We start from the raw sequence: 14,153 nt of genomic DNA on the forward strand, positions 1-14,153 counted from the left end.
CCCCCGAAGCCACCCCGGGTGCCCGGCCCCCCAACCGACCGCCGATCCGGAAGATCCCGATGGAGGAGAGATCGTGAACGAGCCTGCGAAGTCGGGACGCGTCCCCGGCCGTCTGCTGCTCCCCGCGCTGTTCACGGCCCAGGCCGGGCGCACCCCGGACGCGCCCGCCCTGCTGCGCGCCGACGGAAGCGCCGTCCGTTACGCCGAACTGGCCGAGCTGGCCGGGCGCATCGCCGCCCGGCTGCGCGCGGCCGGGGTGCGGCCCGGCGACTTCGTCGGGGTGTGCCTGCGGCGCGGGCCCGAGCTGGTCGCCGCGTTCCTCGGGGTGTGGCAGGCGGGCGGCGCGTACGTGCCGCTGGACCCGCAGCACCCGGCGGCCCGCCTGGAGGCCGTGCTGGAGGACACCGCGCACCCCGTGGTGCTCACCGAGCGGGCCACCGAGGACCGGCTGCCCGGCACCGCCCGGCACCGCATCACCGTCGAGTCAGTGGACCGCGAAGCGCCGTACGAGAAGGTCGAGTTCGCCGCCGACGGCGACCGCCCCGCCTACGTCCTGCACACCTCCGGCTCCACCGGCCGCCCCAAGGGCGTCCTGGTGCCGCACGGCGGCATCGCCAACCGGGTGCGCTGGCTGGCCCACCGCCACCGGCTCGGCGCCGGCGACCGGATGCTGTTCAAGACCACCGTCGGCTTCGACGCGGCCGGACTCGAACTGTTCGCCCCGCTGATCTCGGGCGGCGCGGTCGTGCCGGCCCCCGAGGGCGCCGAGCGTGACCCGGCGGCCCTGCTGCGCACCGCCGCCGACCGGGGTGTGACCGTCCTCCAGGGCGTGCCCTCGCTGTACCGGCGGCTCGTCGAGGAGCCGGGCTGGGAGCGGGCCGGCGGTCTGCGCCTGCTGTTCAGCGCGGGCGAGCCGCTGCACGCCGAACTGTGCCGGGCGCTCGCCGAGCGCGCCCCCGGCGCCGAGATCTGGAACACCTACGGACCCACCGAGGCGTCCGTCGACATCACCGAGCACCGCTGGGACCCCGCCCAGGACACCGGCGCGGTGCCGATCGGGCGCCCCATCGGAAACATGCGGGTGGTCGTGCTGGACACGGCGGGCCGCCCGGCCCCGGTCGGCGTCCCCGGCGAACTGCACGCGGGAGGCGTCGGGCTCGCCCTCGGCTACCTGGGCCGCCCCGGCCAGAGCGCCGAGCGCTTCGTACCCGACCCGCACCGCCCCGGCGAGCGCCTCTACCGCACCGGCGACCGGGTGCGCTGGCGGGCCGACGGCACCCTGGAGTACCTCGGCCGCCTCGACCACCAGGTCAAGGTCAACGGTGTGCGCATCGAGCCCGGCGAGGTGGAGGCCGCGCTCGCCGCCCACCCCTGGGTGCGGGCCGCCGTCGCCGCCGCCGTACCGGACGGCACCGGCGGGTACCGGCTGGTCGCCTGGGTGCAGTCCCGAGGCGAGGCGCTGCGCCCGCAGGAGCTGCGCGCCTTCCTGCGCGGCGCGCTGCCCGACCCGCTGGTGCCGACCGCCTACGTCCCGGTCACCGAGTTCCCGCTCACCCCCAACGGCAAGATCGACCGGTCCGCGCTGCCCGACCCCGCCGACGCCTCCGCCGACACCGCCCACCTGCCGGTGCGCACCCCGGCCGAGCGCGCGGTGGCCGAGGAGTGGGCGCGGCTCACCGGCACCCCGGCCGACGAGATCGGCGCCCTGCACGACTTCTTCCAGCTCGGCGGCTCCTCGCTGATGCTCAACAAGCTGGCCGCCGGCCTGTCCCAGGCCGCGGGCCGCACCGTCCCGGCGACGGCCCTGCTCACCGCGACCACCGTCGAGCAGCAGGCGGAGCTGCTCACCGCACGCGCCGCGGACACCGCGCCGGCCGCCGACGAGCCCGTGGGCCCGGTGCCGCGCGACCCGGGCGGGCTGCCCCTGTCCCCGGGCCAGCAGGGCATGTGGCTGCTGGACCGGCTGCGCCCGGGCAGCGCCGAGTGGAACGCGCCGGTCTTCCTGACGCTGCCCGCCGTCTACGACGACGCCACCCTGCGCGCCGCCCTGACCGCGCTCGCCCAGCGGCACGAGATCCTGCGCACCCGCTACGCCCTCCGGGGTGCCGAGCCGGTGCAGATCGCCGACCTGCCCGCCGAGTGGGAGCTGCGCACCGCGTGCGCCGACACCGCCGGGGAACTGAACGCCCTGGTCGCCGAGGAGTTCACGCTCCCCTTCGACCTGGCGTACGGGCCGGTGCGCCGGGCCCTCGCGGTCCGCGGCCGGGACACCCTCACGCTCGTCCTGAGCATCCACCACATCGCCTGCGACGGCTGGACCTCCGTGGTCCTCGAACGCGACCTCAGAGCGCTCGCCGAGGCCGCCCACACCGGCACCGACGCCCGGCTGCCCGAGCTGCCCGTGCAGTACGCCGACCACGCCGCGCACCGGCGCCGCCGCCTCACCGACGCGTTCGTGGCGAGCGAACTGGACTACTGGAAGCGGAAGCTGGACGGCGTCGTGCCGGTCGAGCTGCCCGCCGACCGGCCCCGCCCCGCCACCCGCGACGCGGCCGGTGCCGCCCACGTGTTCACCGTGCCCGCCCCGCTCGCCGAACGGGCCGCCGCCCTGGGCCGCAGCTGCGGGGCCACCCTCCAGCAGACGCTGCTCACCGCCTTCGCCGCGCTGGTCGCCCGGTTCACCGGAAGCTGGGACATCCCGGTCGGGGTGCCCGTCGCCGGCCGCTCCGGCGCCGAGGTCGCCGACGTGGCGGGCTACTTCCTCAACACGCTGGTGCTGCGCTGCGACGCGGGCCCCGGCACGCCGTTCCGGGACGCGCTGGTCCGGGTCCGGGACACCGCCCGCGAGGCGTTCGCCCACCAGGAACTGCCCTTCGACCGGCTGGTGGAGGAACTGGACGACACCCGCGACCCGGCCCGCACGCCGCTGTACCAGGTGATGTTCGACGTGCACGAGGAGGGCCGCACCGGCACCGCGGTCGGCGCCGCCGACGCGGACGCCTTCCGCGGCGCCTGGCGCACCGCCCGCACCGACCTCACCCTGGTGCTCCAGCGCCGGGCCGACGGCTCCCTGCTCGGCCTCGCCGAGTACGCCACCGCGCTGTTCGACGCGGCCACCGTCGAGCGCCTGACCGCCTGCTGGGTCCGGCTGCTGGAGTCGGTCACCGACGACCCGGCCCGGTGCCTGGAAGAGGCCGACATCCTGCCCCCGGTGCTGCGCGCCGGACTGCTGGCGAGCGGCCTGGGCAGGCCCGAACCCGGCACCGGCACCGACGCCGGCACCCCCGAGGACACCACCGTGCACGCCGCGATCGCGGCCGTCGCCCGCCGGGCACCGGACGACACCGCGCTGGTCTGCGGCGACGAGAGCTGGAGTTACGCGCGCCTGGAGCGCCGGGCCGGGCAGTTCGCCGCCCGGCTGCGCGACCTCGGCGCCGGACCCGGCGCGGTCGTCGCCGTCCAGCTCGGCCGCGGCCCCGACCTGCTCGCCGCGTTCCTGGGCGTCTGGAAGGCGGGCGCCGCCTACGTGCCCCTGGACCCGGCCGCGCCCGTCGAGCGCAACACCCATGTGCTGACCGACTCCGGCGCGCTGGCCGTCGTCACCGACGACGCGGGCGCGCAGCGCCTGGCGGGCCGGTTCTCCGGTGCCGTGCTGACCACCGGGTTCGCCGAGGACCCGGCCGGGCCCGCGCCCGCGTCCCAGGCGCACGACGACCCCGACCGCCTCGCCTACGTGATGTACACCTCGGGCTCCACCGGCCGTCCCAAGGGCGTCGCCGTCGCCCACCGCTCGCTGCTCGCCATGCTGCGCGCCTCCCAGGCCCACCTCGACTTCGGGCAGGGGCCGGACGACGCCTGGCTGGCGCTCGCCCAGGTCACCTTCGACATCTCCTGCACCGAGCTGTTCATGCCGCTGGTGGCCGGCGGCCGGGTCGTGCTGGCCCGCGAGACCGAGCAGCGCGACCACGCCGCGCAGCTGCGGCTGATGGACCTGCACGAGGTCAGCCACCTCCAGGTGGCCCCGCCGCACTGGCAGATGCTGATCGACGCCGGCCTCGGCCACCGCCCGGTGGTGGGCCAGACCGGCGGCGAGCCCTGCCCGCCCGTGCTCGCCCGCGACCTGTCCCGCCGTCTGATGCGGTTCATCAACGAGTACGGGCTCACCGAGACCACCATCGCCGCGACCCGCTGGGACGCCGACGACACGGCCACCGCGGTGCCCGTCGGCCACCCCTACCCGCACGTCACCGCCCGCGTCCTCGACGACCGGCTGCGGCCCGTGCCGTACGGCGTCACCGGCGAACTGTGCGTCGGCGGCACCGGGCTCGCCCTCGGCTACCACGGCAGGCCCGCCCCGACCGCCGCCGCGTTCGTGCCCGACCCGTACGGCGCCCCGGGCGCCCGGCTCTACCGCACCGGCGACCGGGCCCGGATGCGGCCCGACGGCACCCTGGAGTTCGCCGGCCGCGCCGACGGCCAGGTCAAGATCCGCGGCCGCCGGGTGGAGACCGGCGAGGTGCAGGCGGTGCTCACCGAGCACCCCGCGGTCGGCCAGGCCTACGTCACCGTCCACACCGGCGGCTCCGAGGCCGCGCTGGTCGGCTACTTCACCCCCGCCGAGGGCACCGGCGGCCCCGCCGAGAGCGAGCTGCTCGACCACTGCGCCGTGCGGCTGCCCGACTACATGCTGCCCGCGCTGCTGGTCCGCCTGGAGCGGCTGCCGCTCACCCGCCACAACAAGGTCGACACCGCCGCGCTGCCCGTGCCGGACCTGGCCGCCGCCCTCGCCGACGAGCCCTACACCGCGCCCGAGGGCCCGGTGGAGGAGGCACTGGCCGAGATCTGGGCCGAGGAGCTGTACGGCCCCGGCACCACCCGCCGGGTCGGCGCCCGCCAGGGCTTCTTCCGGATCGGCGGCAACTCCGTGAAGGCGGCCCGGGTGATCGCCCGGATCCACGAGGAGTTCGACGTGGAGCTGCCGCTGCGGGCCGTGTTCGAGCGGCCCACCGTGCAGGGCCTCGCCACCGCCGTCGAGGACGCCGTACGCGCCGAGATCGAATCGCTCACCGAGGCCGAACTGGCCCACGCCCACCGGGAGTACCAGCCGTGACCGCACCCACCGCGCCCACCAAGGACGAGCTGCGGGCCGAGCTGCTGCGCCGCCGGCTCGCCGCCCGCAGGGGCACCGCCAGGCCGCAGCCGGCCGCGATCCCGCCCGCCGACCGCAGCCGGCCGCTCGTGCTGTCGTCCGGCCAGCGCCAGCTGTGGTTCCTGCACCAGCTCGACCCGGACAGCCCCGAGTACCTGCTGCCCATGGCGTACCGGCTGCGCGGCGCCGTCGACCCGGACGCGCTGCGCCGGGCCGTCGACGCCCTCGCCGCCCGCCACGAGATCCTGCGCACCCGCTACGTCCTCGACGGCACCGAACCCCGCCAGGTCGTCGACCCGGCCGGACCCGCGGACTTCGCCGTGGTGGACGCCCAGGACCACCCGGCGCGGGACCGCGACGCCGAAGCCGTCGCCCGCACCGAGGCGGAGGCCGGCCGGCCCATCGACCTCGCCACCGAACACCCCCTGCGCGTACGGCTGTTCCGGCTCGCACCGGACGACCACGTGCTGGTCGCCGTGGTCCACCACATCGCCTGCGACGCGATGACCCGGCCGCTGCTGCTGGAGGACCTGTCCGCCTACTACACGGCCGCGGCCGAGGACCGTGAGCTCGACGGACTGCTGCCCGCACTCCCCGTCCAGTACGCCGACTACGCGGCCTGGACCACCGCACGGCACGAGGCGCCCGCCGGGCGCGCGGGCCTTCAGTGGTGGCGGGACCGGCTGGCCGGGACCGGCCCGCTCGGGCTGCCCACCGACCGGCCGCGGCCCGCCGTCCGGGACTGGGGCGGCGCCGTCACCGACTTCGACGTGGCCGCGGACGTCGCCGGGCGGATACGCGCTCTGGCGCAGGAGACCGGCGCCACCCCCTTCATGGCGCTGCTCGGCGCCTGGCAGCTGCTGCTCGGCCGGTACGCCGGGAAGACCGACGTCTGCGTCGGCACCGCCTCCAGCGGCCGGACCCGCCCCGAGCTGCGCCGCATGGCCGGCTACGCCTACAACACGCTCGCGATGCGGGCGAGCTGGCGGCCCGGCACACCGTTCCGGGAGTTCCTCGCCGACAGCCGGGGCGCCGTCCTGGACGCCTTCGACCACCAGGACACCCCGTTCGACCGGATCGCCGACGAACTGGAGCCCCAGCGCGACCTGTCCACCACACCGGTCTTCCAGGTGATGTTCGACCTGGTGGGCGGTGACGGCGCCGACGGCCCCGCGCTGCCCGGCGTCACCGCCTCACCCGTGCCCGCCGCCGGCCGCATCGCCCGCTTCGACCTCACCCTGCACCTCACCGAGCGCGCCGACGGCTCCCTGCACGGCAGCCTGGAGTACGCCACCGCCCTCTTCGACAGCGCCACCGCCGAGCGCGTCACCGCCCACTACACCGCGCTGCTCGCCGCCGTCGCAGCCGCCCCCGGCACCCCGGTCGCCGACCTGGACCTGCTCTCCGCCACCGAGCGCGCCCTGCTGCTGGACGGCCCCGCCGAACCCGTGGGCACCGACCGGCCCCTGGACCTGGCCGGACTGCGCCAGGTGCCCGACACCATCGCCGCGCAGATGGCCGCCACCCCGGACGCGGTGGCCCTGCGGCACGCGGACACCACCGTCAGCTACGCCGAACTCGACGCCCGCGCCGACCGGTTCGCCCGCCGCCTGGCCACGCTCGGCGCCGGAGAGGAGAGCACCGTCGGCGTCCTGCTCGACCGCGGCCCCGACCTGGTCGCCGTGCTCCTCGGCATCTGGCGCGCCGGAGCGGCCTACGTGCCGATCGACCCGGCCTACCCGGACCACCGCATCGCCTACATGCTCGACCAGACGGCCACCACGCTCGTGGTCACCGAGTCGCGGCACGCCGAACGCTTCCAGGGCGTACGCCGGATCGTCGTCGACGACGCCGCCGAACGGGCCGCGATCGAGACCGCCGACGCCCCGCTGCCGCGCGCCCACGACCTCGACCGGCTCGCCTACGTCATCTACACCTCCGGCTCCACCGGCAGGCCCAAGGGCGTGCAGATCACCCACCGGGGCCTGGCCAACTACCTCGGCTGGACCGTGCGGGCCTACGCGAGCGCCGGCACCGGGGGAGCGCCGCTGTTCTCCTCGGTCGCCTTCGACCTCGGCGTCCCCGACCTGTACGCGCCCCTGATGACCGGGCAGGCCGTGCACCTGCTGCCGCAGGACCTCGACACCGCCGACCTCGGCGCGCTGCTCGCGGCGGGCGGCCCGTACGCCTTCGTCAAGCTCACCCCCGGCCACCTGCACCTGCTCACCCAGCAGCTCACCGACGAGCAGATCGGGGCGCTGGCCGGACTCGTCATCGCCGCCGGCGACTCCTTCACCGCCCGGCTCGCCGAGCGGTGGGCCGCGGCGGCCGGACCGCACGGCACCCGGCTCGCCGCCGAGTACGGGCCCACCGAGATCACCGTCGGCAACTCCGCGTACTTCCTCGACGGGCCCGTGGCCACCGAACTGGTCTCCATCGGGCGCGCCATCCCGCACACCACCATGTACGTCCTCGACGACCGGCTGCGCCCGCTCCCCGTCGGCGTGCCCGGCGAGGTGTGGGTCGGCGGCGTCGGCCTCGCCCGCGGCTACGCGGGCCGCCCCGGCCTCACCGCCGAGCGCTTCCTGCCCGACCCCTACGGCCCGCCCGGCGCCCGCCTCTACCGCACCGGCGACGTGGCCCGGGTGCTGCCCGACGGCAACCTCGACTTCCTGGCCCGCGTCGACCACCAGGTCAAGCTGCGCGGCTACCGCATCGAACCCGGCGAGATCGAGACCGCCCTCGCCGCGCACCCCGCCGTCGCCGAGGCCGTCGCCCTGGTCCGCGAGGACACCCCGGGCGACCAGCAGCTCGTCGCCTACCTGGTGCCCGCCGAGGGCGCCGACGAGGAGGCGCTCACTCCGGCCGCGCTGCGCGACCGGCTCGGCGAGACCCTGCCGCCGTACATGGTGCCCACCGCCTACCTGCGCCTGGAGGCGCTGCCGCTGACCGGCAACGGCAAGCTCGACCGGCGCGCGCTGCCCGCCCCGGGCCGGGCCGCGACCGCCGTCGGCGAGCACGTCGAGGCCCGGGACGACGACGAGCGGGCGATGGCCGCCGTGTGGGCCGAGGTGCTCGGCCTCGACACGGTCGGCGTGCACGACAACTTCTTCGACCTGGGCGGGGACTCGCTGCGCGCGGTCGCCCTGGTCGGCGCGCTCCGCGCGGCCGGCTGGGAGACCACCGTGCGGGATGTCTTCGAGCACCGCACCGTGGCCCGGCTGCGCGCCGCCGTGCCGCGCGACGGCGCCACCGGCACCGGCGCCTTCGTGCCGGTCGAGCCGTTCGCGCTGATCGGCGCCGCCGACCGGGCCGCGCTGCCCGACGACGTCACCGACGCCTACCCGCTCTCCCGCATCCAGGCCGGGATGCTCGTCGAGATGCACGGCGGCAGCGGCGAGAACCGCTACCACAACATCACCTCCTTCCGGATCCGCGACGACCTGCCCTTCGATCCGGACGCCTTCCGCCGCGCCACCGACCTGATCACCGAGCGGCACGAGGTGATGCGCACCTCCTTCGCGCTGGCCGGGTACTCCGAGCCGCTCCAGCTCGTGCACGCCGCGGCGACCATGCCCGTCGTCCACGAGGACCTGCGGCACCTGCCCGCCGAGCGCCGGCAGAGCGCCCTGTGGGAGTTCGCCGACCGCGACCGGGCCGAGCTGTTCGACCTCGCCCGGGGGCCGCTGATGCGGATGGCGGTGCACCTGCTGGACGACGAGAGCTGGTGGCTGTCCATCACCGAGTGCCACCCCGTCATCGAGGGCTGGAGCTACCACTCCCAGCTCATGGAACTCCTGCGCGCCTACCGCGAGCTGAGCCGCGGCCGCGAGCCCGCGCCCGCCCCGCCCCGGCCCGCCGTCCGCTACGCCGACTTCATCGCCGCCGAGCTGCGCTCCCTGGCCGACCCGGCCGACCAGGAGTACTGGCGCCGGGTCGTCGAGGGACACGAGAAGTTCACCGTGCCCGCGGGCTGGGCCGGCGACCCCGACGGGCCCGACGAGCGCTACCGCCTCGACCTCCCGCTCGACGGACTGGAGCCGGGGCTGCGGGCCCTGGCCACGGCCGCCGAGGTGCCGTACAAGAGCGTGCTGCACGCCGCGCACAGCAAGGTGCTCTCGCTCCTCACCCCGGCGCACGCCTTCCGCGGTGGCATGGTCGCCGACGCCCGGCCGGAGCAGGCCGGCGCCGAGACGGTCTCCGGCATGTACCTCAACTCGGTCCCGTTCCCCTACGAGCGGGGCGCCCGCACCTGGGGCGAGCTGGCCCGGCAGGTGTTCGGGCACGAGGTCGAGCTGTGGCCGCACCGCCGCTTCCCGATGCCCGCGATGCGGGTGCCCGGCGGCGAACGGCACCTGATCGACATCCTCTTCCACTACCTGGACTTCCACCAGGTCGACACCGAGCTGATCGACATCATGGCCAGCCGGGACGACAGCCCCAACGAGTTCCCGGTGGTCGTCGGCACCCCCGTGCGCGGCCACCTGTCGCTGGCCTCCCGCACCGGCACCCTCTCCCGCGCCGCCGCCGACCGGCTGCTGCGGCTGTACGCGGCCGTGCTCACCGAGATGGCCCGCGCGGGCGCCGACGGCGACTGCACCGGCGCCTTCCCGGACGCCCACGAAAGCGCCCGGCTCAAGGCGCCCGCGCTGCCGCACCCCGACACTCCGACGGACACCCTGGCCGCCTTCGAGGCACAGGCCGCCCGCACCCCCTGGGCGACCGCCCTGAACGGCACCGGCTGCACGGTGTCGTACGGCGACCTCGACGCCCGCGCCAACCGCATCGCCCGCAGGCTGCGCGCCCTCGGCGCCCGCGCCGAGACCCGGGTCGCGGTGCTCCTCGACCGCGGCCCCGACCTGGTCGCCGCGCTGCTCGGGGTGTGGAAGGCGGGCGCCGTGCAGGTGCCGGTCGACCCGTGCACCCCCGACGCGCGGATCGCCACGGCGCGGGTCGAACTCGCGGTCACGCAGGCGTCGTACGCGGACCGGCCGGTCGCCGCCGGGGTGGTGCTCGCCGAGGAGGCGGCCCACGACGGCGACGGCTCGCCGCTCGGCCTGCGGCACGACCCGGACCGGCTCGCCTACGTCCTGCACACCTCCGGCTCGACCGGCACACCCAAGGGCGTCGAGGTCTCCCACCGGGCGCTCGCCCACTACCTCGACTGGGCCGTGCGCGAGTACGCGGCCGACGGCGGCGGAGCGCCCTGGTTCACCCCGGTCGGCTTCGACCTCGGGATGCCGGCGCTGTACGCGCCGCTGATGACCGGACAGCCGGTGCACGTGCTGCCGCAGCTGTACGAGACCGGCGACTTCGGCCCGCTGCTGCTGAGCCGCGCACCGTACGCCTTCATCGGCCTCACCCCCGGCCATCTCGCCCTGCTGGAGCACCAGTTGAGCGACCACGAGCTGGCCGGCCTGGCGGCGCTCGCGGTGTGCGCGGGCGACGCCTACCCGACCGCCCAGGCCGAGCGGGTGGCCGCCCGGATCACGGCCGCCGGCGGCGGCATGGAGCTCGCCGCCGAGTACGGGCCCACCGAGGCCACCGTCGCCGCCACCTTCACCCGGGTGCGGCCCAGGACCGGGCGCACGCTCGTCCCGCTCGGCTCCGCGCTGCCCGGCGTCCTGGTCCGCGTCCTCGACGCCGCACTGCGGCCCGTGCCCGACGGCGTCACCGGCGAGGTCTGGCTCGGCGGCGAGGGACTCGCCCGCGGCTACACCGGCCGTCCCGGCCTCACCGCCCTCGCCTTCGTCCCCGACCCCTACGGCCTGCCCGGCACCCGGCTGTACCGCACCGGCGACCTGGCGCGCCGGCTCGCCGACGGCACCCTGGAGTTCGCCGGACGCGCCGACCAGCAGGTCAAGATCCGCGGCCACCGCGTCGAGCCCGGCGAGGCGGAGGCGGCACTCACCGCCGACCCGGCCGTACGGGACGCGCTGGTCAGCGCGGTACCCGCGGCCGACGGCGGGCGGCGCCTGGCCGCCTGGGTGGTCCCCGCGGACGGGCAGCCGGTGGAGGTCGCCGCGCTCCGCGACCGGCTGCGCGCGGTGCTGCCCGCCGCGCTCGTCCCGGCCACCGTCAGCGTCGTCGCCGAACTGCCCCTGACCACCCACGGCAAGCGCGACCGCGGCGCCCTCGCCGAGCGCGCCGCGACCGCGGCCGCCGTCCACCCCTACGCCCCGCCGCGTACGCCGACCGAACACCGGCTCGCCGCCGTGTGGGCCGAGGTGCTCGGCCTCGCACAGGTCGGCGTCCACGACGACTTCCGCGACCTGGGCGGCGACTCGCTGCTCGTGCCGCCGCTGCTGGTGGCCGCACGGCGGGCCGGGCTCGCGCTGGACCTGCACACGGCACTGCGCCACCACACCATCGCCCGGGCGGCCGCCGCGCTGGACGGGCGCGCCGACGACCCGCACACGGAAGGCTGATCCCCATGGACGTCCGCACGGACGGGCGCCGCGTGCGCCACCTCGTCTCCATCGACGACCTCACCGATCCGGAACTGCACGAGGTGGTGCGGCGCGGCGCGGAGTTCTCCGCCGGGATCGCCGGCCCGGCGCGGCCCCTGGAGGGCCTGGTCGCCGGCGTCTACTTCGCCAAGACCTCCACCCGCACCCGCACCGCGTTCTCCTCCGGGGCGCTGCGGCTCGGCGCCTCCCTCATCGCCTACGGCCCCGGCGACCTCCAGCTCAACACGGGGGAGACCACCGAGGACACCGGCCGGGTGCTCTCCGGCATGCTCGACGTCCTGGTCGCCCGCACCGCGGGACCGGAGGCCGAGCTGCGCGGCTGGGCGAGCCAGCGCCGCATGGCGGTGGTCAACGCCATGAGCGCCGAGGAGCACCCCACCCAGGCGCTCACCGACCTGACCACGCTGCTGCGGCACTTCGGCCGCGTCGAGGGCCTGCGCGTGCTGTACGTCGGCGAGGGCAACAACACCGCCGCCGCCCTCGCCCTCGCGCTCACCCGGTACCCGGCCGTCGACCTCGAGCTGCGCACCCCGCCCGGCTACGGCCTCGCCGCCGGTGTCCTGGAGCGGGCCCGCGCCACCGCCGCCCGCACCGGCGCGCGGATCACCGAACGGCACGACATGGCGGCCCTCGACGGGTCGTACGACGTCGTCTACACCACCCGCTGGCAGACCACCGGCACCAGCAAGCCGGACGCCAACTGGCGGGAGATCTTCGCCCCGTTCCAGGTCAACCGGGACCTGTGGCGCACCAGCCCGCGCGCCGTCTTCATGCACGACCTGCCCGCGCACCGCGGCGAGGAGGTCACCGCCGAGATCCTGGACGGCCCGATGAGCATCGCCTTCGCCCAGGCCACCAACAAGATGCACAGCGCCATGGCCGTCCTGGAGCACGTCCACGCCCCGGCACCGGCGCCGCTGGCCGTCCGATGAGCGGCACGGCACGGCGGACCGCCGCCGACCCGGCGGAGGTGCCGTGGCTCATGGCCGAACAGGAGCGGGCGACGGAAGGGCGGGACACCGTGACGGTTCTCGAGGAGAGGCCGGCCGCGCCCGCGGTCCTGCCGCTGCGTCGCAACCGGGACTTCCGGCTGCTGTGGGGCGGCGCCGGGCTGTCCCTGCTGGCCGGCCGGGCGACGGCCGTCGCCTACCCGCTGACCGTGCTGTGGGCCACCGGTTCACCCGGCGACGCCGGGCTCGTCGGCACCGCCCTGCTGCTGCCCCAGCTCGTGATGCAGCTGCCGGGCGGCGCCCTCGTGGACCGCTGGGACCGGCGGCGGGTCATGGTGGCCGCCGGGCTCGGCCAGACGCTCGTCGCCGGACTGGTGGTGGCGCTGCTGGTCACCGGGCGCACCTGGCTGTGGGCGCTGCTCGTCGCCGCGTTCGCCGAGGGCGCGCTCGGGGTGCTGCACCAGCTCGCCGAGCGGGCCGCGGTACCCAGCGTGGTCCCCGCCGAGCAGCTGCCGGCCGCGCTCACCGGCAACGAGGCCCGCACCCGCGGCGCCGCCATCGCCGGGCAGCCGCTGGGCAGCGGGCTGGTCGGACTGGCCGCTGCGCTGCCCTACGCGGCCGCCGCCGTCGCCCAACTGGCTTCCGTGCTCTGCCTCTTCGGCATCAAGGGCAAGCTTCAGCAGCAGCGGGCCGCGCCGCCCGCCCGGCTCGGCACCGAGATCCGCGAGGGCCTGGTGTGGATGTGGCGGCAGCCCTTCCTGCGGGCCGTGATGACGGTGGTCGCCGTCACCAACGTGCTGTTCCAGGGCCTCAACCTGGCCGTCATGTCCGGCATCCAGGACAACCACGGCACCCAGTTCGAGGTCGGCCTGGTGCTCTCGCTGAGCGGCGCCGGGGGACTGGTCGGCGCCCTCACCGGCGGCTGGTGGCAGTGCCGGCTGCGGCTGCGCACCCTCGTCCTCGGCGGGCTGCTCGCCTGGACGGCGCTGATGGCCCCGGTCGCGGCCGCCCTGCACCACCCCGTCCCGCTCGGCGCGCTCTTCGCGGCCAGCGGCTACGTCGGCGGTGTCTTCAACGTGGCGGGCGGTGTCCTGCTGGTGCGGGCCGCCCCCGACCGGATGCGCGGCCGTGCCAACTCACTGGCCAACCTGGTCGGTTCGGGTGCCATGGCGGCCGGGCCGGTCGCCGCCGGCTTCCTGCTGGAGGCCACCGGGGCGGTCCGCTCGGTGCTGGCCCTCAGCGCCGTCATGGCCCTCACGGCCCTGTGCGCCCTGCTCTCGCCCGGTCTGCGCAAGGCCCCCTACCCCGAGTCCGAAAGCCCGGCCTGACCTGCGGATTCCCGGTATAGGCCGCCGATAGGGCGGACCTGGAAAGTCGTAGCAAGGAAACCTTCGGCCCTCGCCGACGAAAACGCTTCGCCCCTCGTAAGGAGAACCCATGTCGCTCAACACGATGGACCGCAGGGGCGCGCTGCGGGCCGCCCTCGGTGTGGCCGGCGCGGCCGCCGCGGCGACCCTGATCGGCGCGGCCCCGGGGGGGGGGGGGGGGGGGGGGGGGGGGGGGGGGGGGGGGGGGGGGGGGGGG

Annotated in this window: 4 protein-coding genes; all 4 read left to right on the forward strand. The window is 76.4% G+C overall.

Annotated elements, in window-relative coordinates:
• Positions 1 to 73 precede the first annotated feature (73 nt).
• From V7E45_RS31620 to V7E45_RS31635, 4 genes are read left to right on the forward strand one after another with little or no spacing between them, the layout of a single operon-like run.
• Positions 74 to 5,110 (forward strand): amino acid adenylation domain-containing protein, encoded by a 5,037-nt coding sequence (locus V7E45_RS31620; RefSeq protein WP_333777659.1) that lies wholly within the window; start codon positions 74 to 76, stop codon positions 5,108 to 5,110.
• Positions 5,107 to 11,577 carry an amino acid adenylation domain-containing protein gene (locus V7E45_RS31625; protein ID WP_333777660.1) on the forward strand — a complete coding sequence of 2,157 codons (6,471 nt, stop codon included), beginning with the start codon at positions 5,107 to 5,109 and terminating at the stop codon, positions 11,575 to 11,577. The genes V7E45_RS31620 and V7E45_RS31625 overlap by 4 nt, the downstream gene beginning before the upstream one ends.
• Positions 11,578 to 11,582: 5 nt before the next feature.
• Positions 11,583 to 12,551: an ornithine carbamoyltransferase gene (locus tag V7E45_RS31630; RefSeq protein WP_333777661.1), complete on the forward strand. Its 969-nt coding sequence runs from the start codon at positions 11,583 to 11,585 to the stop codon at positions 12,549 to 12,551.
• Positions 12,548 to 13,897: an MFS transporter gene (locus V7E45_RS31635; RefSeq protein WP_333777662.1), complete on the forward strand. Its 1,350-nt coding sequence runs from the start codon at positions 12,548 to 12,550 to the stop codon at positions 13,895 to 13,897. Before V7E45_RS31630 ends, V7E45_RS31635 begins: the two co-directional genes overlap by 4 nt.
• Positions 13,898 to 14,153 lie beyond the last annotated feature (256 nt).

This window comes from Streptomyces sp. IBSBF 3136, from assembly GCF_036815105.1.
In the GTDB taxonomy this organism is placed as follows: domain Bacteria; phylum Actinomycetota; class Actinomycetes; order Streptomycetales; family Streptomycetaceae; genus Streptomyces.